Here is a 24349-nt window from a genome sequence, read left to right as displayed (position 1 = left end):
CTCGACGCCTCCCTGGTCATTGCCGCCACCGCCGGCTTACTTGTAGTAGCCCGCCTTGCGCATCTCGCGCTCGGCCGTGGTCTGCGAGGTCTTGAGCGCCTGATCGACCGTAACCTTGCCCGACAGCGCCGCGCTCATCTGCTGGCCCACCGCCACGCCGATGGCCTGGAACTCGGGGATGGCCGCGTACTGCACGCCGACGTAGGGCGACTTGGGAAGCGTGCTGTCGGTGAGGTTGGCGCTATCGATGGCCTTCTTCTCGGCGGCGGCGAACTTGGCGACCTTCTGGAACTCGGGGTTGGCGTAGGTCGACTTGCGCGTGCCGGTGGGCACCGTGGCCCAGCCGGTTTCCTTGGCCACCAGGGCGATGTAGTCCTTGGACGTGGCCCACTTGATGAACTTCTGCGCCGCCTCGTCCTTGGTCGAGCTGGCCGGAATGGCGAGGTTCCACGACCACAGCCAGTTGGCGCCCTTGGGCGTGGCGGCCGTGGGCGCCTGCGCGAAAGCCACCTTGTCGGCCACCTTCGACTGCTTGGGGTCGCTGATGAAGGATGCCGCGATGGTCGCGTCCACCCAGGCCGCGCACTTGCCTTCGTTGAAGAGCGCCAGGTTCTCGTTGAAGCTGTTGGCCGAGGCACCGGGCGGGCCGTCCTTCTTCATCAGGTCGACATAGAAGCCGATCGCGTCCTTCCAGGGCTGGGTGTCGATCTGCGGCTTCCACTGCATGTCGAACCACTGGCCGCCGTTGGTGTTGACCAGCGTGGTCAGGAAGGCCATGTTGTCACCCCAGCCGGGCTTGCCGCGCAGGCACATGCCGTAGACGCCGGCCTTCGGATCGTTGGCCTTGTCGGCGAACTCCTTGACCTGCGCCCAGGTGGGCTGGTCGGGGAACTTGATGCCCACCTTGTCGGCCAGGTCCTTGCGGTACATGAGCATGGAGCTTTCGCCATAGAAGGGCGCGGCGTAGAGCTTGCCGTCGCTGGACAGGCCGTCGCGGATGGCTGGCAGCAGGTCGTCCACGTCGTAGGCGGCGTCGGTGGCGATGGGCTTGAGCCAGCCCTTCTTCGACCAGATGGGCGTCTCGTACAGCCCGATGGTCATCACGTCGAACTGGCCGCCCTTGGTGGCGATGTCGGTGGTGACGCGCTGGCGCAGGGTGCCCTCTTCCAGCGTGACCCACTTGAGCTTGATGTCGGGGTTCGCCTTCTCGAAGAAGGGCGTGAGCTTCTGCATCTCGATCATGTGGCCGTTGTTGACGGTGGCCACGACGAGTTCGGTGGCGGCGTGGGCCAGGCCCGCGCCGGTGATCGCGAGCGTGATGCCCGCCTTCAGAAATGCCTTCATGGTCTTGTCTCCTTGGGGTCGGCAATTGAGGTCATGCCGTGGCCGGATTCTGGAGAGTCGGGCTTCGCGATTTGGTACTTACATGGTCAACGCCGATACTTCTTTGCACCGATGGACTAGTGATTTCCCTGAATTGCGCAATTCAGGATGTAAGCGGGCGTCAGTGGCCGACGCGGCTGCCCATGAAAAAGGGCCGCAGAAGCTGTAGGGAGTCAGAATTCCTGCGCGTTAGTCAAAATTCCTGACGCGCGGCGCATGCGGGCATTCCCGATGCCCGGCTATGGCATGCTGGCCAGCCGGCCGCAGTCGGCCAGAAGGAGACGTTGGAGAGTCCCTGCCCATAGCGGAAGTTCGTCGCCATCTGACAACGACACCACGGTGAGCGCGTGCGCACTGACGGGCCTCCAAGTGAGAATCAGGCAACACCACCTCCAAATCCGGTCAATGAGTCGCTACTTCGCGCGCGCTGCCGTCGTCCTTTGTGCGGCAGGTTGTGCTGGCTGGTCTGTCGCTGGAGAACAATTCACCGGATCCTGGTACATCGACCTGCGCACGGCGGCTGAGAAGAAGAGCGGTGTGAAATGCGGCAGAGCGTACTTCGAGCTACGCCAGACTGGCGACGACATTGCAGGCTCCCATGGAATGGCAACAGCAAGTTGCGGTCGCATGAATGAGGGCGGACCCGTCAGAGGTGTTGTCGTCGGACGCACTGCGGTGCTTGTTGTGACGAGCGGACGAAACGATGCGATTGCGATGGGTACAGCCACTTTGTCCAACGGAAAGCTGAAGTGGCGGCAGATTGAGGAAATTCGCGCTGGTAGCCCGGAAGGCGATTCGCCATTGATTCTTGGCAGCGGAATACTGGCTCGGTCCAAGCCGTAAGCGTGGTATCGGCCAGTAGCAGCCGTTCCTCGGTCACGCTCCCGTAAAGCCGACGTTCGCATCGCTGAGTCTGCACAATCACTGCAACCTGAACTTCAGCAGCTATGGAATTGAGCGGGAAAGCCATCATCGAAGGCGCGTTCTTCGTCGCTTGCACGACGCTATTCGCGGTGTTGTATTTGGGCGTTTGGTTCCTTCGGAAGGTCCTGCCCGACGAGCATCCGGCGAGGAGCAAATTGTCGTCGGACAGACTCCTGCACGTCGCCAAGTTTCTCGCCGCACTGCTGATTGCCACCTACTTTGCCGGAGCAATCATTCTGTATGGCTAGGCTGCACTCGGCCATGAGCAGCCATTCAAACGAATCGAGGAATTACATTGGATAGCTTGATTTTGGAGCGACTGCTTACGCCTGCATTTTTGTCCGAACAAGTTTCACCGCGCTTGAAACTACAGGGCGCGGTGCTACTGTCGGTGACTCCTCGAGAAATCGAAGCTTCCGGGTATCTGTCCGATTTGGTCGGCGTCACGATGGCATGGGACGACCAGACCGACGCACCGACCAGTGCCGTGCTAAAGGTGTCGCACGTTGGATTTGGGCAGCCGGAATTGCCGTTCTACGAGCACATCGCAAGGCGCCTGAACTGTTCCGTCGTCCCCAAGTTCTACTGCGGCGGAGTGGACGATTCCACCGGACGGACGTGGCTGCTCATGGAGGACCTTTCAGGCTCACACGAGCGCCCCAGCAGTGCGCCATTGCCGCCGACGTTCGAGCGAAGCGCGCTCATCGTAGAAGCACTGGCGCGGTTTCATGCTGCCGGCACAAACCAGGACTGGAGCGACGCTGGTCAATCTCTATGGGAACGCCTTCGGTCGTCAGAATGGCTGGACGCGGCTTGCGAGCGCCTGTTCGCCCAGGCGGGCGATGCGCTGGACGCCTGCGTACGCGATGCCTATGCGCGATTCCTGCTCGGCTTTCCAGCGCTCATCGAGCGGGCGGAGCGACTCAAGGGGAGGACTCTCATACACGGAGATGCTCACGTTTGGAACTGGATGCTGCCTCGTGACGGCGCGAGTGAGACGCCAAAGCTTATCGATTGGGACGGCTGGCACTGGGGAGTTGGCGTCTGGGACCTCGCTTACATGATGGCCATTCAATGGGACCGGGGAGTGCGCTACCGCTTCGAGATGCCCCTGCTGGACCGCTACCATTCGGCACTCACTGATTCTGGAGTGACGGACTATTCACGGGAGGCACTTCAGGAAGACTACCGGCTCGCGGTGCTTCTACATATGCGCACGCCAATCGCGCGTTTTGCCAGGAACATGTCGGCCTACGTCTGGTGGCCGCAACTCACACGAATTCAACACGCGGTGGAAGACCTTCGCTGCCTTGACTTGTTGGCTTGAATCGTTCGCAACCTGTAGGGACCAACGACCGCTTTCGGCTGGGTGCAATGTCCGGAATGGGACCAAGCCGGCGTTCCGGGCGGCACAAAGCGGACGCTCAGCAACTTTGACCATGCGCGCGTCCGCGCGCAACAACTTTGACTGGGCCGGGCAGCTCAGCGATAACAGTTGATGCGCAAGCGCTTGGCGTGTCAGCGCGGCGCGCTCATCAACTGCGACTCCGCAAAGAAGCGGCCCTGGGCGGGGTCGGCGCAGGCCTCAGATGGCCTGCACGCCGTAGGTGTTGCTCTCGGTCTGGCTGGGCTGAACCCAGAAGAAGAGCAGCACCAGGAAGCCGATGAAAGGCAGCAGGTGCAGCAGCAGGTACCAGCCGCTCTTGCCGATGTCATGCAGCCGCCGCGCACCCACGGCCAGCGAGGGCAGAACCAGCGCCAGCACCACGACGGTGTAGACGGTGCGGCCCAGCATCGAGGCCACGATCATCACGATGAGCTGGAAGAGCGCGAACCACCAGAATTCGGAGCGCGCGGCGCGGCCCTCGAAAGCGACGTACTTGCGCAGGCAGACCTGAACGGCTTGAACGAAGCCCATGTGTCTTCTCCTCTTGTGATCCCAGGACGATTCCCCGGCGCATCATATCGACGAAGACGCAAACGACCACCATCGTTGTTGATGGTGGCGAAAGCCGTTCAGCGCTGCCGCAACCGGGCCAGCAGGCCGGCCGTGGAGGCGTCCAGCCCGGCCGTGTCGCCCGAGGCCAGGCGCGGCTCGATGTCCCTTGCCAGCACCTTGCCCAGCTCCACGCCCCACTGGTCGAAGCTGTTGATGCCCCACAGGGCGCCACTGGTGAACACGCGGTGCTCGTAGAGGGCGACGAAGGCGCCCAGCGATTCGGGCGTGAGCCGCTCCAGCACGAAGAAGGTGCTGGGCCGGTTGCCCGGGAAGTTGCGGTGGCCGTCCTGGTCCCTCTTGCCCTGCATCAGCGCCTGGGCCTGCGCCAGCGCGTTGGCCAGCAGCTTGGGGTGGTGGCCCGGCAGGTCGTGCGCCGCGTCGCGCACCGCCAGGAACTCCAGCGGCACCACGTCCGTGCCCTGGTGCAGCATCTGGAAGTAGGCGTGCTGGCCGTTGGTGCCCGGCTCGCCCCACAGCACCGGCGAGGTGCCGTAGGGAAGCGGTTGACCGTCCAGGTCGACCTGCTTGCCGTTGCTCTCCATCTCCAATTGCTGCAGGTAGGCCGGCAGGCGCTTGAGGCCGCTGTGATAGGGCGCGATGCTGCGGCTGGTGAAGCGGTGGAAGTTGCGGTACCAGACATCCAGCAGGCCCAGGCGCACCGGCAGGTTCTGCTCCAGTGGCGCGCTGCGGAAGTGCTCGTCCATGGCGCGGGCACCTTCCAGGAAGGCACGGAAGCCCTGCGAGCCGGTCGCCAGCGCCAGCGGCAGGCCGATGGCCGACCACATCGAGTAGCGCCCGCCCACCCAGTCCCAGAAGCCGAAGGTGGTGTCGATGCTGAAGGCGCGCGCCGCCTCGACGTTGGTCGTGAGGGCCGCGAAGTGCCGCGCGATGTCGGTGCCGCCGGACTGCTCGTACCAGCGCTTGGCCGAGTGCGCGTTGGCCATGGTCTCGGCGGTGGTGAAGGTCTTGGAGGCGATGAGGAAGAGCGTGTGTTCCGGCGCCAGCCCCTCGAGCACGCCATCGAGCTCGTGCCCGTCGACGTTGGAGACGAAATGGAAGCGCTTGCCCGGCGCCACGAACTCGTCGAGCGCCAGCACCGCCATCTGCGGGCCCAGGTCGGAGCCGCCGATGCCGATGTTCACCACGTCGGTGATGGTGTGGTCGGCGCGCACGGCGTCGGCATAGGCCAGCATCGCGTCCAGGGTGGAATGCACCTGCGCCAACTCGGTCGCCAGGCCGCGCGCCGCCGTCTTCGCGCGCAGCAGGTAGTGCATGACGGCGCGGTCCTCGGTGGCGTTGATGTGCTCGCCGCCGAACATGGCCTCGATGCGCGCCTGCAGGCCGCACTCGCGCGCCAGCGTGAACAGAAGCTGTTCGGCCTTGGCATCGATCAGGTTCTTCGACAAATCTGCGAAGACCTGCGGCGCCTCCTGGCTGAAGTGCTCGAAGCGCTGGGCGTCGCCCTCGAAGGCCTCGCGCAGATCGAAGCGCGGCGCCGTGGCGTCGAAGTGCTTGCGCAGTTCCTGCCAGGCGGGGGTGCGGTCGCAGCGGACGGTCATGAGGTGGCCTCCGTCATCAGCTTGTCCAGCTTCACCGCGTCGGCGGCGAACGCGCGGATGCCCTCGGCCAGCTTCTCGGTGGCCATCGCGTCCTCGTTGAGCGCGAAGCGGAAGCCGGCCTCGTCGTAGCTCAGCTTGGCGATCTCTCGCGACCTGGCCGCCTGCGGGTCGAGCTGGCGCGACAGGGGCGCGTCGCTGTCGGGCCGGTTGGCCATTTCGGCCAGCAGCTCGGGGCTGATGGTGAGCAGGTCGCAGCCGGCCAGCGCGGCGATCTGGCCCGTGTTGCGGAAGCTCGCGCCCATCACCTCGGTGGCGATGCCGTGGTGCTTGTAGTAGTCGTAGATCTGGCGCACCGACTTCACGCCGGGGTCGTTGGCGCCGGCGCTTGCCGCCTCGTTCCAGTTGCTGCCCGCGGACTTCTTGTACCAGTCGTAGATGCGGCCGACGAAGGGCGAGATGAGCTTCACGCCGGCCTCGCCGCAGGCCACCGCCTGTGCAAAGGAGAAGAGCAGCGTGAGGTTGGTGTGGACGCCCTGGCCTTCCAGCACGCGGGCGGCCTGGATGCCTTCCCAGGTGGAGGCGACCTTGATCAGCAGGCGCTTCTGCGTGTCGATGCCTTCGGCGCGGTACAGCGCCACGATGCGCTCGGCGCGGGCGATGGTGGCCTTGGCATCGAAGCTCAGGCGGGCATCGACCTCGGTGGAGACGCGGCCCGGGATGATCGAGAGGATCTCGCAGCCGAAGCGCACCAGCAGGCGGTCGATCTGCTCGTCCAGCGGCTCGCCGCGGTGCTTCGCGAGCACCTCGTCCAGCAGCGGGCGGTAGTCGCTCTTCTGCACCGCCTTGAGGATCAGCGACGGGTTGGTGGTCGCGTCCTGCGGCTTGAAGGCGTCGAGTTGACGGAAGTCACCGGTGTCAGCAACGACGGTGGTCCATTGGCGAAGGGCTTCGAGCTGGTTCATGCGGTCCATTATCCCGCCGGGAAACTACAGAAGCTGTGCTCCGAGTCCGACGGCCGATACTCTGCGCCCCGGTTAGCTTCGAACACTCTGATACGTACGGAGGTTCGAAGCATGACCAGAAGACTCCCGCCCGCGCCGACCGCGCCCCCCGCACCGCGCGGTCCGTCGACGGGCACCCTCGCGACGGCCTTTGCCATCGGCGGCGCGCTGGCGCTGGTCGCACTCAACCGCTCCCAGGCGCTGCGCGCCGGGCCGCCCGCGGGGCCGGCGGACGGTGCGCCGCTGATGCGTGCGCCCCTGCAGGTGGTGGCGCCGGTGGACCTGAAGCGCTATTCGGGCCTGTGGTACGAGCAAGCGCGCCTGCCCAACCGCTTCGAGAAAAGCTGCGACGGCCCGGTGACCGCGCACTACACCCTGCTGCAGGACGGCACGGTGCGGGTGCAGAACCGCTGCCTGCGCGAGGACGGCCGCACGGACGAGGCCCTGGGCATCGCCCGCGCCGTGCGCGTGCCGGGCCTGCCGGGTGCCGGCCGGCTGAAGGTGCGCTTCCTGCCGAGCTGGCTGGGCTGGCTGCCCTTTGCCTGGGGCGACTACTGGATCCTGAAGCTGGACCGCGACTACGAGGTCGCCCTGGTCGGCACGCCCGACCGGCAGTACCTGTGGGTGCTTTCGCGCGCACAGCAACTGGACGAAGGGACGCTCGCCGGCGAGCTGGAATACGCGCGCAGCCTGGGCTTCGACGTGGATCGGGTGGTGCGGCCGGTCGCGGCCTGAAGCGCCCTCAGCCGCCCGGCGCCTGCGCCACGACGGAGACGCCGTGCTCGCCCAGGCCGAGCGCGGTACTCGCCCCCGCGGCCAGCGGGCGGGCCAGGTCGCCGGAGACGACGAACACCGGCCCGAGCGCCGTCTCGAAGCTGTACTCGTAGTAGCTTCCCAGGTACGAAGCCTTGCGCAGCGTGGCGGGCAACGCCTCGCCCTCGCCGATGCGCCAGGCCTCGGGGCGCACGGCGACCTTCACCGCGCCCGGCGCCACCGGATGGCGTGGCATGAACTGCAAGGGACCCAGGGCCACGCTGCCGCCTTCGCGCGCCACCGCGGCGAAGACCATGGCCTCGCCCATGAAGCCCGCAACGAACTCGCTTTGCGGACGCCCGTAGAGCGCCTGCGGCGCACCCAGTTGCGCGATCACGCCATGGTCCATCACGATTATCTGGTCGGACACCGCCAGCGCCTCGCTCTGGTCGTGGGTGACGTAGGCCACGGTGAGCTTCAGGCGCTGCTGGATGGCGCGGATCTCCTCGCGCATCTCGCGGCGCAGGCGGGCGTCCAGGTTCGACAGCGGCTCGTCGAAGAGCAGCACCGCCGGCTCCAGCACCAGCGCGCGCGCCAGGGCCACGCGCTGCTGCTGGCCGCCCGAGAGTTCGCTGGGCAGCCGCTCGTCGAAGCCCACCAGGCCCACGCCGCGCAGCGCATCGGCCGCACGCGTGTGCGCGGCGGCCTTGGCGACCCCGCCCATGCGCAGCCCGTAGGCCACGTTCTCGATCACGTTCATGTGCGGGAAGAGCGCGTAGCTCTGGAACATCATCGACACGTTGCGCTCGGCCGGGCCCAGCGTGGTGACGTCGCGCCCGTCCATCAGGATCTGGCCCGAGCTGGGCGACTCCAGCCCCGCGATCATGCGCAGCGTGGTCGTCTTGCCGCAGCCCGAGGGGCCCAGGATGGTGGTCAGCGTGCCCTGCGGCACCTCGAAGCTGATGCCCTTGACCGCCAGCGGCGCGGAGGGGTCGCTGCCGTAGCGCTTGGTCACGTTGCGCAGTTCGATGCCGTTCATGCGAGTCGTTCCATCTTGTGGTGGCCCTGGTGCGTGGGCGTCTTGCGGCGGCCCAGCCGCCGCTCGCCCACCAGCATCTGGATGAGCGCGATGGCCACGGACATCAGCGCGATCAGCACCGTGCAGTAGGCCAGCGCCACGCCGTAGTCGCCGTTGCCCACGCGGCCGATGATGTAGGTGGTGGCCAGTTCGTTCTCCGCCGTCACCAGGAAGATCACCGCGCTCACCGTGGTCATGGCGCGCACGAAGCTGTAGACCAACGCCGCCACCAGCGCCGGCTTGAGCAGCGGCAGCACCACGTGCCACAGGGTCTGCGCGGTGGAGGCGCGCAGCATCATCGAGGCTTCGTCCAGCGAGCGGTCCAGCTGCTTGAAGGCCGCGGTGCCCGCGCGCACGCCCACCGGCAGGTTCCGGAACATGAAGCACAGCACGATGATGAGCCCGGTGCCGGTGAGCTCCAGCGGCGGCACGTTGAAGGCCAGGATGTAGCTCACGCCCAGCACCGTGCCCGGAATGGCGAAGGCCAGCAGCGCCGCGAACTCGAAGGCGCCCTGCCCGCGGAACTGGTTGCGTGCCAGCAGCCAGGCGATCAGCAGGCCGACGGAAGCGGTGATGGGCGCCGAGAGGCCCGCCAGCTTGAGCGTGGTCCATAGCGAGTTCCAGGCGGTGCCCGACCACACCAGGCCGAACTGCCCCCACTCCAGCGAGAAGGCGGTGACGAAGTGCTTCAGCGTGGGCGTGTAGTCGCGGCCCCAGGTCTGCACGAAGCCGCCGGCGAAGGCGAAGAGGTACACCACCACGGTGAACGCGACCCACGGCAGCGCGACGCCGTGGATGACCCGCCGCACGCCGTCCGGCAGTGCCATGGGAATGCCCGCGTCGCCCTTGCCGCTGACGGTGGTGTAGCTGCGGCTGCCCAGCAGCGCGCGCTGCATCGCGAACACGCCCAGTGCGAACAGCGTCAGCACCCAGGCCAGCGAGGCGGCCCGGCCCTGGTCGTACTGCGCGCCCACGATGGCGAAGAAGATGTCGGTGGACAGCACCGCGTACTGCCCGCCCACGACGATCGGGTTGCCGAAGTCCGCGATGCTCTCGATGAAGCCCACCAGGAAGGCATTGGCCAGCCCCGGTTTGAGCAGCGGCAGCGTGACGGTGAAGAAGGCGCGGCGCCGGTCGGCGCGCAGCATCTGCGCCGCCTCCTCCAGGCTGGGCGCGATGCCCTGCACCACGCCGCGCATGATCATGAAGGCGATGGGCGTGAAGGCGAAGAGCTGCGCCACCAGGATGCCCGGCAGGCCGTAGAACCAGCGCGTGGGCTGCAGGCCGAACCAGCTCTCCAGCGCCTGGTTGACCACGCCGGCCCGGCCGAACAGCAGGATCAGCCCGAGCCCGACGACGAAGGGCGGCGTGATGATGGGCAGCAGCGCGAGCACCCGCAGCGGCCCCTGCAGGCGCCGGTTGCCGCGCTCGGCCATCAGTGCCAGCGCCGTGCCCAGGAAGGTGGTGCCCGCCGCCGTGAGCAGCGCCAGCACCAGCGTGTGCCAGGCGACGCCGCAGCTGCCGCCGCCCTGCACGCAGCCCAGCCCCCAGATACGCTCGGTGAAGACGCGCGCCGCAAAGGACGCGATCGAGAAGCGGCCGTCCTCGTTGAAGAAGGCGCCTGAAAGCGCCTTGCCCACCGGGTAGGCAATGAAGAGCAGCAGCAGCGCCGCACAGCCCACCACCGCGGCCGCCACGAACAGATCGCCACGGAAGAAGCCCAGCCGAGCCAGGCCGAAGGCACCCAGCATCAGCAGCATCGTGATCGCCACGAAGCCGCCCGCGCCCAGGCCGAACTGGTTCACCGCCAGTTCGCCGAAGGCCGCGTTGAGCCAGCCGGCGCTCCAGCCGCGCGCCCCGATGGCAAAGCCCGCAAGCGCCAGGCCCAGCACGCCGACGATGCCGCCGGCCAGCAGCCAGCGACCCTGCGCGCGGCCCGGCGGCTGCATGGCACCCACCGCGCAGAGGAGCAGGCCCGCCACGCCGGACAGCAGCCACCATCGGCCCTGCCCCAGCGCCTGCAAGACGCCATTGGCTGCGTCGCCCTGGCTGAACACCTGGGGCAGCACCGCGTACCAGGCGGTGTCCTGGATGGCGTACCAGGGCAGCAGCAGGTAGGCCAGCGCGCCGATGGCGATGCAGATCCGTGCTGCGCGGTTGGGGTGGCGCGAAGTCATGGGTAGGCGGTTGCAGGAACGAGCGGCCCTGCGGGCCGCGATCCGCTGCGCATCAGCGCGGCAGCGAGTTGACTTCCTTTTCCCAGCGCGCGATCAGGCGGCGCCGCTCGTCGCTGGCGCCGTACTTCTTGTAGTCGTAGTTGATGAGCTTGATCTTCTTGAAGTCCGGCACGTTAGCATCGACCGGCGTCGCCTTGTTGGACGGCAGCTGGAACTGCTTGGACGCCGCGCCGAAGCCTTGCGCGCCGGGCGTGAGCGCCCATTCGTAGAACTTCTTGGCCTGCTCCAGGTTGCGCGCGCCCTTCACGATGCTCATTGAGCCGATCTCCGCGCCGGTGCCCTCCGAAGGCGTGGTGGTCTCCACCGGGAAGCCCGCCATCTTCTCCTGCGGCGCGTCGTGCACGAAGCTGATCGACACCGCCGTCTCGCCGCGAGCCACCGCCTTGATCGGGCCGGTGCCCGAGCGGGTGTACTGCCCCACGTTCTTGTGCAGCGCCTTGAGGTAGTCGAAGGCCTTGTCCTCGCCCATGAGCTGCACCAGCGTGGCGATCATGGTGTAGGCGGTGCCGCTCGATGCGGGGTTGGCCACCTGGATCTCGCCCTTGTACTCGGGCTTGAGCAGGTCGGCCCAGCTGCGCGGCACGCCCAGCTTCTTCTTGGCGATCAGCTCGGTGTTGTAGCCGAAGCCCAGCGGGCCCATGTAGATGCCCACGGTCTTGTAGCCCGACTGCGCGGCCTGCTGCTGCGCCCAGTCGTAGAGCTGCGGCAGGCTCGCGCTCTTGTATTCCTGCGTGAGGCCCATCTCGGCCGCCTGCAGGTGCGGGTCGCCCGTGCCGCCGAACCACACGTCGGTCTTGGGGTTGTCCTTCTCCGCGACCAGTTGCGCCAGCGCCTCGCCGGAGCCCTTCAGCGCGAGGTTGATCTTGACCCCGGTGGTGCGCGCATAGGTGGTGGCGATGAGGTTGCACCAGTCGGCCTGCACCGAGCAGATCACGTTGACCTGCTGGGCCGAGGCCGCGGCCGAGAAGAAGGTGGCCGCCAGGGCCAGGGGCAGCAGGGTCGTGCGCATGCGTGCGGTCTCCAGTTGTAATTCGATTACTCAAGACCATGACACAAATATGACAAATGTGACAGTGGGGAAAAGCCCGAAGAATCCAACGGGGGAGCAAAGAAGTACAGCTCGAGGCCCCAAGCATGGAACATAATTACATCGATCGCGCCACCCGACCATGCTCGACCGCATCCAAGCCGCCCTGCCGAACCTGCCGCCCGCGGAACGCCGCGTGGCCCGGCTGGCACTGGCCGATGCCAACGCCTTCATCCTCCTGCCGGTGCGCGAACTCGCGCTGCGGGCTCGCGTCAGCAACCCGACCGTGGTGCGCTTCTGCCGCAGCATGGGCTATGAAGGCCTGAGCGAATTCAAGCGCAAGCTGGCCGGCAGCGTGGGCAGCGGCGTGCCGCACCTGCACCGCAGCGTGCAGCCCGAGGACGATACCGGCAAGGTCTTCGGCAAGCTGATCGACAACGCGGTCGCGGCCTTTCTGCGCTACCGCAACGACGCCAGCACCGCGCCCATCGACAAGGCCGCCGCGGCGCTGGCCGCCGCGCAGCAGGCCGGCCGGCGCGTCGAATTCTTCGGCGCCGGCAACTCGGGCATCGTGGCGCAGGACGCGCAGCACAAGTTCTTCCGCCTGGGCATCACCGCCATCGCGCACAGCGACGGCCACATGCAGGTGATGAGCGCCTCGATGCTGCGCCCCGGCGACTGCGCGGTGCTCATCTCCAACTCGGGCCGCACGCGCGACCTGATGAACGCCTGCGAGATCGCTCGCAAGGCGGGCGCCACCACCATCACCATCACGGCCAGTGGCGCGCCGCTGGCGGCGGCCGGGCACATCCACCTGGCGGCCGACCACCCCGAGGGCTACGACCAGTACAGCCCCATGGTCTCGCGCCTGCTGCACCTCATGATCATCGACGTGCTGTGCACCTGCGTGGCCTTGCGCATCGGCAACGAGACCCTGCAGCCGATGCTGGACGAGATGAAGAAGAACCTGCAGGCCAAGCGCTATGCATGACGCTGCAAGGCCTGCACCTTTTGTATGTAACCCGCTTACCGACACGAGCACACCATGAGCTTCGACCTCGTACTTTTCGGCGGCACCGGCGACCTCGCCTGGCGCAAGCTGATGCCCGCCCTGTTCCAGGCCTTCCGCCACGGCAGCCTGCCCGAAGGCGGCCGCATCATCGGCGTGGCGCGCGACGATCTTTCGGACGACGCCTACCGCGAGCTGATCCAGTCGCGCTTCAAGGCGGTGGAAGGCGCCAAGCGCCCCACGCCGGAGGAGTTCAAGGACTTCGCCTCCATGCTGCACTACCTGCGCATGGACCTGTCCAAGCCGGCCGACTATGCGCGCCTGGCCGACCTGCTGCGCACGCGCAATGCGGACACGGTGGTGATGTACCTGGCGACGGCGCCGGGCCTGTTCACCTCGGTGGTGGAACAGATCGCCGCCGCGGGCCTGAACACGCCGGCCACGCGGATGGTGCTGGAAAAGCCCCTGGGCCACGACCTCAAGAGCAACCGCAGCATCAACGACGCGGTGCAGAAGGTGCTGCACGAGAACCAGATCTTCCGCATCGACCACTACCTGGGCAAGCCCTCGGTGCAGAACCTGTTCGCCATGCGCTTCGGCAATGCGCTGTTCGAGCCCATCTGGCGGCGCGAGCACGTGGCCAACATCCAGATCACCATCGCCGAGGACCTGGGCGTCGAAAAGCGCGGCAGCTTCTACGACCAGACCGGCGCGCTGCGCGACATGGTGCAGAACCACGCACTGCAACTGGTGTGCGCGATCGGCATGGAACCGCCCATCAACTCGCATGCCGACGCCATCCGGGACGAGAAGCTCAAGGTGCTGCGCTCGCTCAAGCCCTGGACGGCCGAGGAGATCGGCCTGCACGCCATCCGCGGCCAGTACGGCGCCGGCACGGCCTATGGCGAGCGCGTGGTGGCCTACCGCGAGGAACCCGGCGTGGACCCGGAGAGCAAGACCGAGACCTTCGTCGCCCTGCGCACCGAGATCGCCAACTGGCGCTGGGCCGGCGTGCCCATCTACATCCGCACCGGCAAGCGGCTGGCCTCGCGCGATGCGCGCATCGAGATCAACTTCCGCGCGGCGCCGCATGCCATCTTCCGCGTGCCCGCCGGCAACGCCAACAAGCTGGTGATCAACCTGCAGCCCAAGGACGGAATGGAACTGCATCTGCTGGCGCAGGCACAGGACAAGCGCCAGCGCAGCGGCATCCATGTGGCGCCGCCGCTGGCGCCGGTGCAGTTGGACCTGGATTTCGACAAGCGCTTCGGCTCCGAGCGCGTGGGCGCCTACGAGCGCCTGCTGCTGGACGTGATCGACGGCCGCCTGAACCTGTTCGTGCGCCGCGACGAGCAGGAAGAGGCCTGGCGCTGGGTCGAGCCGCTGCTGGACACTTGGGGTGCAGACGGCGGCCCGCGCATCTACGCCGCCGGCACCTGGGGCCCGAGTGCATCCAGCGCGATGATCGCGCGCGACGGCTTTGCCTGGGGCGAGGAACAATAAAAAGCCCCCCGGCTTCTCACTCCGCTTCGCTGCGTGTAGTTCGCCACCCCCCCGAGGGGGCGACCCCACCTGCGGCCCGGCAACGCCGGTTCCGCGGTGCGGGACTGGTGAGAGGAGCGGCGTTCTTCAGCGCAGGTAGCGGCCACCCGGGCCGACCATCACCAGTTCGACGAATCGCGAGCCGTGGTGGTTGGTGGGGCTGAAGTCCACTGTGTAGCCGCCCAGGTCGGTGCTGCGCATGCCTTCCATCGCCGTGACCAGCTTCTGCGGCGTGATGCCCTTGCCGGCGCGGCGCATGCCTTCGAGCAGCACCTGCAGGTTGATGTAGCCGAAGAAATGGTCGTAGTCGACCGGCAGCTCGGCCGCCTCCATGGCCGCGTGGTAGCTGCGCGTGAGCGGCGTGATCGGGCGGAAGGGATAGGGCACGATCTGCGCGATGGCCAGGCCGCGCGCCTCGTCGCCCAGCGCATCGATGAGCTGGCGCGAGTTGGCGATGCTCACGCAGTAGATGGGCGCCGCGATCTTCTGGCGGGCAATTTTCACGAAGGGGATCAGCGACGGCCCGAAGGACATGAAGATGATCGCCTGCGGCTTGGCCGCGGCCAGCGTGGCTACGGCCGCTGCGGCGTCGCTGCCGTTCACCTCCAGCGGCGCCTTGGCCACCAGGTTGGCGCCCTGCGCCTTGCAGGTCTGCTCCACCACTGGCGCCATCAATTGGCCGAAAGGGCTGTTCTGGTAGACCAGCGCGATCTCGCCGCGGTGCAGCGTGACCAGGTTGCGCACCATCTGATCGACCTCGTCGCCGTAGCTCGCCATGGTGGTAAAGAAGAAGGGGTTGTGCCTGGCGCGCAGCACCGGCGAGCCGGTGTACACGCTCACCAGCGGCACCTTCTTCTCGGCAACGATGGGCAGCGCCGCCGCCACGCCGGCCGTGTTGGCAAAACCGTAGAGCGCCGTCGCTTCCTCGCGCTCGATCAACTGCGTGACGTTGGCCACCGTCTTCGCGGGGTCGTAGGCGTCGTCCAGCGTCACCAGGCGCACGTTGCGGCCGCCCACGCCGCCCTTGCGGTTGAACTCCTTGATCGCCATGTCCTGGCCGCGCAGTACCGCCTGGAAGGTGGGTGCGAGCGGACCCGTCAGGTGCGCGCTCTGCCCGATGACGATGTCGCCCGCAGGCGCCTTGGCTTCGGTGGCCCCGGCTGACGCGGGGGCCTTGGCGGCCCTGTCCTGCGCGAGCGCAGGCAGGGCGATGGTTGCGCCGGCGGCAGCGATGCCGCCCATGAGCTTGCGGCGCGTGAGCGCCCGCTTCTTCTCTTCCTGCATGGCTTGTCTCCTGGTTTGTTGTGGGTATCGCGATGCGGGCGCGATCTTCCGATCGGCGCCAAGGCGCGACTTGTCCGCTCCGTGACACGGACGACCAGGAACAGAGGCGATCTGTGAATTGATGCACGGGCCGCGGCCCGTGCCATTGCGGGCAAAGCCGCTAGATGCGGCCTTCTTCCACCGCGTGGCAGGCCACCTGGATGCCGGCGATGGACAGCAGCGCCGGCCGCTCGGCCTTGCAGCGCGCGTTGGCATGCGGGCAGCGCGGATGGAAGCTGCAGCCGGTGGGCGGATTGAGCGGGTTGGGCACCTCGCCCTGCACCGGCGTGCGCGCACGGCCCACGGCATGCATCTGCGGAATCGCGTCCAGCAGCATGCGCGTGTAGGGATGACGCGGCGCGCTGAAGAGGCTCGCCTTGTCGGCAATCTCCACCAGGCGGCCCAGGTACATCACGCCCACCGAATCGCTCACGTGGCGCACCACGGCGAGGTTGTGCGAGATGAACAGGTAGGTCAGGCCGCGCTCGCGCTGCAGGTCCTTCATGATGTTGAGCACTTGCGCCTGCACGCTCACGTCCAGTGCCGAGGTGGGCTCGTCGCACACCAGGAATTCGGGCGCGGTGGCCAGGGCACGCGCGATGGAGATGCGCTGGCGCTGGCCGCCGGAGAACTGGTGCGGATACTTCACCATGTCCAGCGGGCTCAGTCCCACCGACTTGAGCAGTTCGCCCACGCGCGCCTTCAGGGCGGCACGCTCGGTCACCAGGCCGTGCTCCTGCAGCGGCTCGCCGACGATGGCCTCCACCGTCCAGCGCGGGTTCAGGCTGGCGTAGGGGTCCTGGAAGATCATCTGCACGCGCTTGCGCAGCGCGCGGCCGCGGCTGGAATTGAAGGCCGCATGCGCGTCCTGCCCGTCGAACTCGACCCGGCCGCGCGTGGGCGTGTACAGGCCGGTGAGCAGGCGCGCCACCGTGCTCTTGCCGCAGCCCGATTCGCCCACCAGCGCCAGCGTCTTGCCGCGCTCGATGGAGAAGCTGACGCCGTCCACGGCATGCAGCAGCGTGCGCGGCTGGCGCTCGATCACGCGGTTGAGCCAGGGCAGCGACACGTCGAAGGTCTTGGCCAGGTCCTCGACCTGCACCAGGGCCTTCGTGTCGACGTGGGCGACGGCGGCGGCGACGGCGTTCATGCGGCCACCTCCTTCTTCCTGGCGACCGCAGGGTCGTGCAGCCAGCAGGCCGCGCGGGTGGCGCCGGCCGGCATCAACTCGGGCCGCTCGACCGAACAGCGCTCGAAGGCTCGCGGGCAGCGCGGGTGGTAGGCGCAGCCGCTGGGAATGGCATTCAGGCGCGGCATGGCCCCGTCGATCTGGTTCAGGCGCTCGCGCTCCTGGCTCATGTCGGGTATGGCCGCCATCAGTCCCGCGGTGTAAGGGTGCGCGGCTTCATGGATCACGTTGTGCACCGGGCCGACCTCGGCGATGCGGCCGGCGTACATCACGGCCACGCGGTCGCAGGTCTCGGCGATCACGCCCATGTCGTGCGTGATGAGCATCACGGCCGCGCCGCGATCGCGGCACAGGCGCTTGAGCAGGCTGATGATCTGCGCCTGGATCGACACGTCCAGCGCGGTGGTGGGTTCGTCGGCCACGATCAGCGTGGGCTCGGCCGCCAGGGCCAGCGCGATCACCACGCGCTGGCGCATGCCGCCCGAGAACTGGTGCGGGTAGTGGTCGATGCGCTGCGCGGCAGCGGGAATGCCAGTGTCTTCCAGCAGCCCGATGGCGCGTCGGCGCGCCTCGGCCTGCGTCACCGGCAGGTGCGCGCGGATGGTCTCTTCCAGCTGCCGGCCCACCGTGTACAGCGGGTTCAGCGAGGTGAGCGGGTCCTGGAAGATGGCGCCAATGCGCTTGCCGCGGATGTGCCGCATCTTCTCGTGCGGCAGTTGGTCGATGCGCTGGCCTTCCAGCAGGATCTCGCCGCCCGCCACGTGGGCCGGCGGCTCCAGCAGGCCGATGATGGCCGCACCGGTGAGCGACTTGCCGGCACCGGATTCGCCCACCACGCCCAGCACTTCGCCGGGCTCGATCGAGAAGGAGATGTCGTCGAGGGCGCGCAGCGTGCCGCGGCGGCCGGGAATCTCGACGACGAGGTTGCGGACTTCGAGCAGGGGCATGTCGTTCAGCGCAGTCGGGGGTTGAGCGCGTCGCGCAGCCAATCGCCCAGCAGGTTCACGCTCAGGGCGATGAGGACGAGCGTGAGACCGGGGAACACCGTCATCCACCACTCGCCCGAGAAAAGGAACTGGTTGCCGTTGCTGATGAGCGTGCCCAGCGACGGCGAAGTGGGCGGCACCCCCACGCCCAGGAAGGACAGTGTGGCCTCCGTGATGATGGCCGTGGCCACCTGGATGGTGGAAATCACGAACACGGGGCCGAGCACGTTGGGCAGCACGTGCTTGACCATGATGCGCATCGGCGAGACGCCGGTGACGCGCGCCGCCTGCACGTATTCCTTGTTGCGCTCCACCAGCGTGGAGCCGCGCACGGTGCGCGCATAGTCGACCCACTTGGTCAGCGAGATGGCGAGGATCAGCACACCGAAGGCCACGGTGGTGTGCGCATTCGGAAAGAGCGCACGCCCCACGCCGGCGATGAGCAGTGCCACCAGGATGGCCGGGAAGGACAGCACCACGTCGCACAGGCGCATCAGGAAGGCGTCGACCCAGCCGCCCCGAAAGCCCGCGATGAGCCCCAGCGTGACGCCCACCAGCATCGACAGGATCACCGACACCACGCCCACCACCAGCGAGATGCGCGCACCGTACATGAGCGTGGAGACGATGTCGCGGCCCTGCTCGTCGGTGCCCAGCAGGTACTTGGTGCTGCCCTCGGGCATCCAGGCCGGCGGCAGGCGCGCGTCGGACAGTTCGAGCGTCGACAGGTCGTAGGGGTTGTGCGGCGCGATCCAGGGCGCGAACACCGCGCAGAACAGGCAGATGGCGCCCACGATGGCCGCGCCGATGGCCACCGGCGAGGTCCGGAAGCTGTAGCCGATGTCGCTGTCGAACCAGCGCGTGAGTTGCTTGATCATCAAGTGGGAGCCGGGAAACTTCTTGTCTTCGTGCAAATGGCATGCCCGCAGGCGCAGGACGTGCGGGCATGCCGGCCGCCTTGGGCCTTGTCGACAGTCAGGCGGTGGTGGTGGCGATCAGTCGCCCTTCACGCTCATCCACTTGAAGAACATGAAGTTGTCGGCCAGCTGCGTGAGCGTGACCTTCTTGCTCACGCCCCAGGCCAGCGACTGCTGGTGCAGCGGCAGGTGGCCCACGTCGTCGGCGTGGATGGTGAAGACTTCCTTGATCATCGCGTCGCGCTTGGCCTTGTCGGTCTCCGACTGGATCTGCTTGGTGAGTTCGTCCACCTTCGGGTTGCTGTAGGAACCCAGGTTGAACTGGCCGGTGCCCGAGGGGTCGGGCGTGGCCATCAGCGCATTGAGTGCGTTGTGCGCGTCGTAGGTGGAGGGCGTCCAGCCCAGCAGGTAGAAGCTGGTGTCGCGGCGCAGGATCTTGGGGAAGTAGGTGCCCTTGGTCTCGGCCACCAGGTTCACCTTCACGTTGATCTTGGCCAGGCCTGCGGCCACGGCCTGGCAGATCTGCGCGTCGTTCACGTAGCGGTCGTTGGGGCAGTTCATCGAGACCTCGAAGCCCTGCGGATAGCCGGCGTCGGCCAGCAGCTTCTTGGCGGCCTCGAGGTCGTAGGGCAGGCGCTTGTCCTGGGCTTCGCTGAAGCCGGTGATGCCGGGGCCCACCATGAGGCCGGTGGGACGCGAGGCGCCGCGCATCACGGTGCGCTTGATGCCCTCGATGTCGATCGACTGGTAGAAGGCCTGGCGCACGCGCTTGTCCTTGAAGGGGTTCTTGCCCTTCACGCTGGAGTAGAGCAGCTCGTCGCGCTTCTGGTCCATGCCCAGGAAGATGGTGCGCAGCTCGGGGCCGACGATCACCTTGGCATTGGGGCTCGCGTTGACGCGGGCCACGTCCTGCACCGGCACCGGCTCCATCACGTCCACTTCGCCGGACAGCAGCGCGGCGACGCGCGTGGAGGGATTGCCGATCTTGGTGAAGATGACTTCCTGCACGTTGCCTTCGATCTTGCCCCAGTAGGTGCCGTTGCGAACGAAGGTGGTGCGCACGTCGGGCTGGCGCTCGCGCACGCGGTACGGGCCGGTGCCGTTGGCCTTGAAGGACGCAGTGTTCTCGATGCCCTTGCGGCGGTCCACCGGCTTGGTGGCGTTGTTCGCCTCGCACCACTTCTTGCTCATGATCGCCACTTGCGAGAGCACGTCGGGCAGGATGGGGAACGGCGCCTTGGTCTCGATGTCGATCGTGTGGTCGTTGACCTTGCGCGTTTCCTTGATGTCGTTGGTGTAGCTGTTCATGTCCGAGCCTTCGCCGCCAGCGCGGGCCAAGCTGAACAGCACGTCATCGGCCGTGAAGGGGGTGCCGTCATGGAAGGTCACGCCCTTGCGCAGCTCGAAGCGCCACACGGTGGGGCTGGTCTGCTTCCAGCTGGTGGCCAGCAGCGGCGCCAGGCTCAGGTCCTTGTTGCGGCCGGTGAGCGTCTCGTACACGTTCTGCGTCACGCTCAGCTGCAGCGACTCGTTGAGCGAGTGCGGATCGAGCGAGAGCGCGTCGCCCTGGTTGGCGATGCGGATCGTCTGTGCACCGGCCAGCGCGGACACCAGGGCCAGCGCGGACGCCGCAATGATCTGTCGCTTGAAACGCATAGGGAACTCCTCGAAAACAAGATTGATTAATGTGCGGCGGATGATGCGTGCATTTTTGATGCCTGAGCCTTGGCGTTTTCCATTGGACTCGGCTCGGCCAGGGGCAGGCCCTGCTCGACCAGGCTGGCGTGCATGGCGGCGCCCAGCGGCAGGATCTCGTCGTTGAAGTCGTAGCGGCTGTTGTGCAGGAAGGCACCGTCCTTCACGCCCTGGCCGATGCGCAGGTAGGCGCCGGGCTTCTTCTGCAGCATGAAGGAGAAGTCCTCTGCGCCCATGCTGGGCTCCATGTTGCGCTCGACGTTGCGTGCGCCCACCAGGGCCTGCGCCACGTCGCCGGCAAAAAGGGCCTCGGCGGGCGTGTTGATGGTGGCAGGGTAGATGCGCTCGAACTTCACCGTGGCGCTGGCGCCGAAGCCGGAGGCCACTGCGCTGCACATCTCGGTCAGGCGGCGCTCCACATCGGCCTGCACCTTGGCACTGAAGGTGCGCACCGTGCCCACCAGCGTGGCCCGGCCAGGCACCACGCTCATCGCGCCCAGGTCGCCGGCCTGCACCGCGCAGATGCTGATCACGGCGGCGTCGATGGGCCGCACGTTGCGCGACACGATGGTCTGGATGGCGGTGATGAGGTGTGCCGACACCACCACCGGATCGACCGTGAGGTAAGCGTGCGCACCGTGGCCACCCTTGCCCACCACCTCGATGGTGATGCGATCGGCGGCGGCCATCATCGGGCCGGAATTGAGGCCCACCGTGCCCGGCGCCATGCCGGGCCAGTTGTGCATCGCGTAGACGGACTCGACGGGGAAGCGATCGAAGAGGCCGTCCTCGATCATCACGCGCGCACCGGCGAAGCCCTCCTCGCCGGGCTGGAAGATCAGCACCGCGGTGCCGTCGAAGTTGCGCGTCTCTGCGAGATAGCGCGCGGCCCCCACCAGCATGGCTGTGTGGCCGTCGTGGCCGCAGCCGTGCATCAGGCCGCTCTTGCCGGAGCGCCAGGCGAAGTCGTTGTCCTCGTGCATGGGCAGCGCGTCCATGTCGGCGCGCAGGCCGATCATGCGGCCGCTGGCAGTGGAGCGGCCGCGGACCACGGCCACGAGGCCGGTCTTGCCGATGCCGGTGTGGATCTCGTCCACGCCGCAGGCTTTGAGCGATTCCTGCACGCGCGCAGAGGTGTAGACCTCCTCGAAGCCCAGTTCGGGGTGGGCATGCAGGTCGCGTCTCAGCGCGGAAATCTCGGGATGGAAGCGGGCGATGTGCGCAAAGGCGCGCCCGGAGGCCTGGTATCGGTGGAAACTCATCTGTTCAATGGCCTCCCCGCACCGAAACACGCAGGCGGGGATCGACGGCGAAATACAGCAGATCGACGATCAGGTTGATGGTCACGAAAATCAGCGCAATAAGGCACAGGTAGGCCGCCATCACCGGAATATCCGCATAGGTCACGGCCTGGATGAATAGCAGCCCCATGCCCGGCCATTGGAATACGGTCTCGGTAATGATGGCAAAGGCGATCAGCGAACCCAATTGCAGGCCCGTGATGGTGATCACCGGCACCAGCGTATTTCGCAATGCATGGCCGAAATGGATGGCGCGGTCCGACAGGCCGCGCGCCCGCGCGAACTTGATGTAGTCGGTGCGCAGCACTTCGAGCATCTCGGAGCGCACCAGCCGCATGATCAGCGTGAGCTGGAAGACGGCCAGCGTGATCGCCGGCAGCACCATGTGCACCCAGCCGTCGCGCGTCAGGAGGCCGGTGCTCCAGCCCCACAGGTTCACCGTGTCGCCCCGTCCGAAACTTGGAAACCAGCCCAGCCAGACCGAGAACACCAGGATCAGCAGGATGCCGATCAGGAAGGTGGGCAGCGACACGCCGAGCAGCGAGAGCGCCATCAGCGACTGGCTCATGAAGGACCCGCGGCGCAACGCCGCGTAGACACCCATCGGCAGGCCGATGACCAGCGCCAGGATGGCCGCCACGATCGAGAGCTCCAGCGTGGCCGGCAGGCGCTCCAGAATGAGGCGCGAGACCTTGGCACCCTGGCGCAGGCTGAGGCCGAACTCGCCCTGCGCCGCATTGATCAGGAAGTGCCAGAACTGCACGAAGAAGGGACGGTCCAGCCCCAGGTCCGCCCTCAATTGGCGAATCTGCTCCGGCTTGGCATCCTGGCCCAGCAGGAAGACCACCGGATCGCCGACGTACTGGAACAGCAGGAAGGCCACGAAGGCCACGACCACCATGACGATGACGGCCTGAACCAGGCGGCGAAGAACGAAAGCAAGCATCGTTTCGGTTTGTATCTATCTTGTTCTTGGAGAGCAAGCCATATGCCCGGTTCTGCACTCAGGCATGCACGGATCAGCAAAGAAAAAAGCCACACGACTTGCATCGTGTGGCTTCGATCGTTTGATCCAAGCTGGCACTAGGCCAGCATCGGATTAGAACGAGTGACGGATACCGAAGTCGTAACCCATCGACTTCTCGACACCACCCCAGGTCGCGGACTGTGCGGCGGTGGGGGTCGGGCCACCCACGGTCATTGCCAGGCCGTTGTTCGAGATGTCGTCGTTCTTCAGGTAAGCCGCGGTGGCGTACAGAGCGGTGCGCTTCGACAGGTTGTGCACGTAGCCGAGAGCGAACTTCTGCGACTTCTGCTTGGTAGCAGTGGTCGACAGGTCGAAGTCGGTGTACGAGTACGACAGGCGGATCAGGCCGGGGCCGACGGGAATGGTGCCGCCGATCAGGTAGCCGTTGCTCTTCAGGTCGCCGGTCAGGGCAGCCAGGTCGGACTCAACCTTGGTCTGGTTCCATTCGCCCATCAGCTTCAGGAAACCGAAGTCCCACGAAGCGCCGATGTTGCCGATCTTGGACTCAGCACGGCCACCGCCTTGGAAGTTGCGGGTGATGACGGTCTCGCCGTAAGCACCAGCGACGTCCAGGGGACCATTGGCGTAGCCGAAGCGGCCACCGATGTACTGGCCGTCAGCAGCCAGGCCAGCGGGCGTGTTCACCGACGGATCGTATTCCACGCGCTCGGGCAGGCCGTACATGATCTGACCGTAGAAACCACCCAGGTTGGCGGGCAGGAAGTAGCCGACCGTGTTGTTGGCGCGAACGTAGTTGCTGTTCGACAGACCCAGGGCTTGGCCCAGGACCGTGCCGCCACCCGAGGTGGACACAGCATTGGTGCCGACGCCGTTGGTGCCGAACGGATCGAACACGGTGTCGTTCCAGAAGGTCGGCACGTAGTCGCGGCCCAGACGGACTTCACCGAAGCGACCCGACAGGCTGACGGTCGAACGACGGTTGAAGAGCTGGCTGCTGGCCGTGGTCAGGTTGCCGGCGCCGGCGGTGCCGACGTCGTTGCCCAGAGCAGCTTCGAGCCAGAAGCTAGCTGCCAGGCCGCCACCCAGGTCTTCCGTGCCACGGAAGCCGATACGGCTGGAGTTGTAGCCCGAGTTCGACAGGTCGGTACGCGAGAGCTTCACGCCGTTCACGGTCTTGTTTTCGTAGTAGCTGACGCCAGCGTCAACGATACCGAACAGCGTGACAGACGACTGCGCAGAGGCGGCACCGGCGGCAGCCAGAGCAGCCAGAGCAACTAGAGATTTTTTCATTGCAAGTTTCTCCAAGGTTAAACATAGGGCTCCGGTGCAGAGGGCTCACACTGTGACTGGCACTTAGTGCTCCCACCGGACCCCGGGCCAACCTCCTTTTGGGAAGTTGACGCTATTGCACCAGAGCAACTGGGCAAGGGCAAAAGAA

21 protein-coding genes are annotated in these 24349 nt (G+C 66.7%); 6 read left to right on the top strand and 15 right to left on the bottom strand.

What is annotated here, in order from left to right:
- Positions 1-36 precede the first annotated feature (36 nt).
- The gene (locus BM345_RS05980) at positions 37-1344 is read right to left on the bottom strand and encodes an ABC transporter substrate-binding protein (protein ID WP_093376611.1); all 1308 of its coding nucleotides are present in this window, start codon (positions 1342-1344) and stop codon (positions 37-39) included.
- Positions 1345-1788: 444 nt separating this feature from the next.
- Here BM345_RS05980 and BM345_RS29630 point away from each other — a divergent pair, with 444 nt between their 5' ends.
- The 3 genes from BM345_RS29630 (at position 1789) to BM345_RS05970 (ending at position 3634) form a co-directional block, all read left to right on the top strand.
- Positions 1789-2226: a hypothetical protein gene (locus BM345_RS29630; protein WP_139237472.1), complete on the top strand. Its 438-nt coding sequence runs from the start codon at positions 1789-1791 to the stop codon at positions 2224-2226.
- A 104-nt stretch (positions 2227-2330) separates the two neighbouring features.
- Positions 2331-2555 carry a hypothetical protein gene (locus tag BM345_RS05975; protein WP_093376607.1) on the top strand — a complete coding sequence of 75 codons (225 nt, stop codon included), beginning with the start codon at positions 2331-2333 and terminating at the stop codon, positions 2553-2555.
- Positions 2556-2602: 47 nt separating this feature from the next.
- Positions 2603-3634, top strand: a complete 1032-nt coding sequence (locus BM345_RS05970; RefSeq protein WP_139237471.1) for a phosphotransferase family protein — start codon at positions 2603-2605, stop codon at positions 3632-3634.
- A gap of 258 nt (positions 3635-3892) precedes the next feature.
- Here the strand turns inward: BM345_RS05970 and BM345_RS05965 are convergent, their stop codons facing one another.
- The 3 genes from BM345_RS05965 to tal form a co-directional block, all read right to left on the bottom strand.
- Entirely contained in the window at positions 3893-4225 is a 333-nt protein-coding gene (locus BM345_RS05965) for a DUF805 domain-containing protein (protein WP_093376602.1), read from the bottom strand.
- Positions 4226-4323: 98 nt separating this feature from the next.
- Complete coding sequence (gene pgi / locus BM345_RS05960; protein WP_093376600.1) at positions 4324-5865, bottom strand: glucose-6-phosphate isomerase; 1542 nt, start codon at positions 5863-5865, stop codon at positions 4324-4326.
- Entirely contained in the window at positions 5862-6827 is a 966-nt protein-coding gene (gene tal / locus BM345_RS05955) for a transaldolase (RefSeq protein WP_093377311.1), read from the bottom strand. The genes pgi and tal overlap by 4 nt, the downstream gene beginning before the upstream one ends.
- Positions 6828-6938: 111 nt before the next feature.
- Here tal and BM345_RS05950 point away from each other — a divergent pair, with 111 nt between their 5' ends.
- Positions 6939-7601, top strand: a complete 663-nt coding sequence (locus tag BM345_RS05950) for a lipocalin family protein (RefSeq protein WP_093376597.1) — start codon at positions 6939-6941, stop codon at positions 7599-7601.
- 7 nt (positions 7602-7608) lie between these two features.
- Here the strand turns inward: BM345_RS05950 and BM345_RS05945 are convergent, their stop codons facing one another.
- The 3 genes from BM345_RS05945 to BM345_RS05935 are packed head-to-tail and all read right to left on the bottom strand — an operon-like array spanning position 7609 to position 11943.
- Positions 7609-8658, bottom strand: coding sequence for an ABC transporter ATP-binding protein (locus BM345_RS05945; protein ID WP_093376596.1), 1050 nt, complete (start codon positions 8656-8658; stop codon positions 7609-7611).
- The gene (locus tag BM345_RS05940; protein ID WP_093376593.1) at positions 8655-10874 is read right to left on the bottom strand and encodes an ABC transporter permease; all 2220 of its coding nucleotides are present in this window, start codon (positions 10872-10874) and stop codon (positions 8655-8657) included. The genes BM345_RS05945 and BM345_RS05940 overlap by 4 nt, the downstream gene beginning before the upstream one ends.
- Positions 10875-10926: 52 nt before the next feature.
- On the bottom strand, positions 10927-11943 hold the full coding sequence (locus BM345_RS05935) for an ABC transporter substrate-binding protein (protein ID WP_093376591.1): 1017 nt from the start codon (positions 11941-11943) through the stop codon (positions 10927-10929).
- Positions 11944-12103: 160 nt separating this feature from the next.
- Here BM345_RS05935 and BM345_RS05930 point away from each other — a divergent pair, with 160 nt between their 5' ends.
- The gene (locus tag BM345_RS05930; protein ID WP_093376589.1) at positions 12104-12952 is read left to right on the top strand and encodes a MurR/RpiR family transcriptional regulator; all 849 of its coding nucleotides are present in this window, start codon (positions 12104-12106) and stop codon (positions 12950-12952) included.
- 54 nt (positions 12953-13006) lie between these two features.
- Entirely contained in the window at positions 13007-14473 is a 1467-nt protein-coding gene (zwf, locus tag BM345_RS05925; protein WP_093376586.1) for a glucose-6-phosphate dehydrogenase, read from the top strand.
- A 126-nt stretch (positions 14474-14599) separates the two neighbouring features.
- Here zwf and BM345_RS05920 read toward each other — a convergent pair whose 3' ends face one another.
- From BM345_RS05920 to BM345_RS05885, 8 genes are all read right to left on the bottom strand, one after another.
- Complete coding sequence (locus BM345_RS05920; protein WP_093376583.1) at positions 14600-15796, bottom strand: ABC transporter substrate-binding protein; 1197 nt, start codon at positions 15794-15796, stop codon at positions 14600-14602.
- 160 nt (positions 15797-15956) lie between these two features.
- Positions 15957-16985, bottom strand: coding sequence for an ABC transporter ATP-binding protein (locus BM345_RS05915; protein WP_093376581.1), 1029 nt, complete (start codon positions 16983-16985; stop codon positions 15957-15959).
- Complete coding sequence (locus tag BM345_RS05910; protein ID WP_093376579.1) at positions 16982-17971, bottom strand: ABC transporter ATP-binding protein; 990 nt, start codon at positions 17969-17971, stop codon at positions 16982-16984. Before BM345_RS05910 ends, BM345_RS05915 begins: the two co-directional genes overlap by 4 nt.
- Positions 17972-17976: 5 nt before the next feature.
- Positions 17977-18888, bottom strand: a complete 912-nt coding sequence (locus tag BM345_RS05905) for an ABC transporter permease (protein WP_093377309.1) — start codon at positions 18886-18888, stop codon at positions 17977-17979.
- Between the two features lie 117 nt (positions 18889-19005).
- A complete protein-coding gene (locus BM345_RS05900) occupies positions 19006-20583 on the bottom strand; it encodes an ABC transporter substrate-binding protein (RefSeq protein WP_093376575.1) in 1578 nt (525 codons plus the stop codon).
- A 26-nt stretch (positions 20584-20609) separates the two neighbouring features.
- Entirely contained in the window at positions 20610-21884 is a 1275-nt protein-coding gene (locus BM345_RS05895; RefSeq protein WP_093376573.1) for a M20 aminoacylase family protein, read from the bottom strand.
- 4 nt (positions 21885-21888) lie between these two features.
- The gene (locus BM345_RS05890) at positions 21889-22869 is read right to left on the bottom strand and encodes an ABC transporter permease (protein WP_093376570.1); all 981 of its coding nucleotides are present in this window, start codon (positions 22867-22869) and stop codon (positions 21889-21891) included.
- A gap of 153 nt (positions 22870-23022) precedes the next feature.
- A complete protein-coding gene (locus BM345_RS05885; protein WP_093376569.1) occupies positions 23023-24201 on the bottom strand; it encodes a porin in 1179 nt (392 codons plus the stop codon).
- Between the last annotated feature and the right edge of the window lie 148 nt (positions 24202-24349).

It is taken from the genome of Variovorax sp. OV329 (assembly GCF_900114785.1).
GTDB lineage: Bacteria > Pseudomonadota > Gammaproteobacteria > Burkholderiales > Burkholderiaceae_C > Variovorax.
This window is presented reverse-complemented; position numbering and strand designations above follow the sequence as displayed.

Coding starts and splice junctions, on each gene's coding strand:
- BM345_RS05940 (WP_093376593.1), bottom strand. CDS start 10,874: ATGACTTCGCGCCACCCCAACCGCGCAGCACGGATCTGCATCGCCATC.
- BM345_RS29630 (WP_139237472.1), top strand. CDS start 1,789: ATGAGTCGCTACTTCGCGCGCGCTGCCGTCGTCCTTTGTGCGGCAGGT.
- zwf (WP_093376586.1), top strand. CDS start 13,007: ATGAGCTTCGACCTCGTACTTTTCGGCGGCACCGGCGACCTCGCCTGG.
- BM345_RS05950 (WP_093376597.1), top strand. CDS start 6,939: ATGACCAGAAGACTCCCGCCCGCGCCGACCGCGCCCCCCGCACCGCGC.
- BM345_RS05885 (WP_093376569.1), bottom strand. CDS start 24,201: ATGAAAAAATCTCTAGTTGCTCTGGCTGCTCTGGCTGCCGCCGGTGCC.
- BM345_RS05980 (WP_093376611.1), bottom strand. CDS start 1,344: ATGAAGGCATTTCTGAAGGCGGGCATCACGCTCGCGATCACCGGCGCG.
- BM345_RS05890 (WP_093376570.1), bottom strand. CDS start 22,869: ATGCTTGCTTTCGTTCTTCGCCGCCTGGTTCAGGCCGTCATCGTCATG.
- BM345_RS05975 (WP_093376607.1), top strand. CDS start 2,331: ATGGAATTGAGCGGGAAAGCCATCATCGAAGGCGCGTTCTTCGTCGCT.
- pgi (WP_093376600.1), bottom strand. CDS start 5,865: ATGACCGTCCGCTGCGACCGCACCCCCGCCTGGCAGGAACTGCGCAAG.
- tal (WP_093377311.1), bottom strand. CDS start 6,827: ATGAACCAGCTCGAAGCCCTTCGCCAATGGACCACCGTCGTTGCTGAC.
- BM345_RS05935 (WP_093376591.1), bottom strand. CDS start 11,943: ATGCGCACGACCCTGCTGCCCCTGGCCCTGGCGGCCACCTTCTTCTCG.
- BM345_RS05895 (WP_093376573.1), bottom strand. CDS start 21,884: ATGAGTTTCCACCGATACCAGGCCTCCGGGCGCGCCTTTGCGCACATC.
- BM345_RS05930 (WP_093376589.1), top strand. CDS start 12,104: ATGCTCGACCGCATCCAAGCCGCCCTGCCGAACCTGCCGCCCGCGGAA.
- BM345_RS05945 (WP_093376596.1), bottom strand. CDS start 8,658: ATGAACGGCATCGAACTGCGCAACGTGACCAAGCGCTACGGCAGCGAC.
- BM345_RS05905 (WP_093377309.1), bottom strand. CDS start 18,888: ATGATCAAGCAACTCACGCGCTGGTTCGACAGCGACATCGGCTACAGC.
- BM345_RS05910 (WP_093376579.1), bottom strand. CDS start 17,971: ATGCCCCTGCTCGAAGTCCGCAACCTCGTCGTCGAGATTCCCGGCCGC.
- BM345_RS05920 (WP_093376583.1), bottom strand. CDS start 15,796: ATGCAGGAAGAGAAGAAGCGGGCGCTCACGCGCCGCAAGCTCATGGGC.
- BM345_RS05965 (WP_093376602.1), bottom strand. CDS start 4,225: ATGGGCTTCGTTCAAGCCGTTCAGGTCTGCCTGCGCAAGTACGTCGCT.
- BM345_RS05915 (WP_093376581.1), bottom strand. CDS start 16,985: ATGAACGCCGTCGCCGCCGCCGTCGCCCACGTCGACACGAAGGCCCTG.
- BM345_RS05900 (WP_093376575.1), bottom strand. CDS start 20,583: ATGCGTTTCAAGCGACAGATCATTGCGGCGTCCGCGCTGGCCCTGGTG.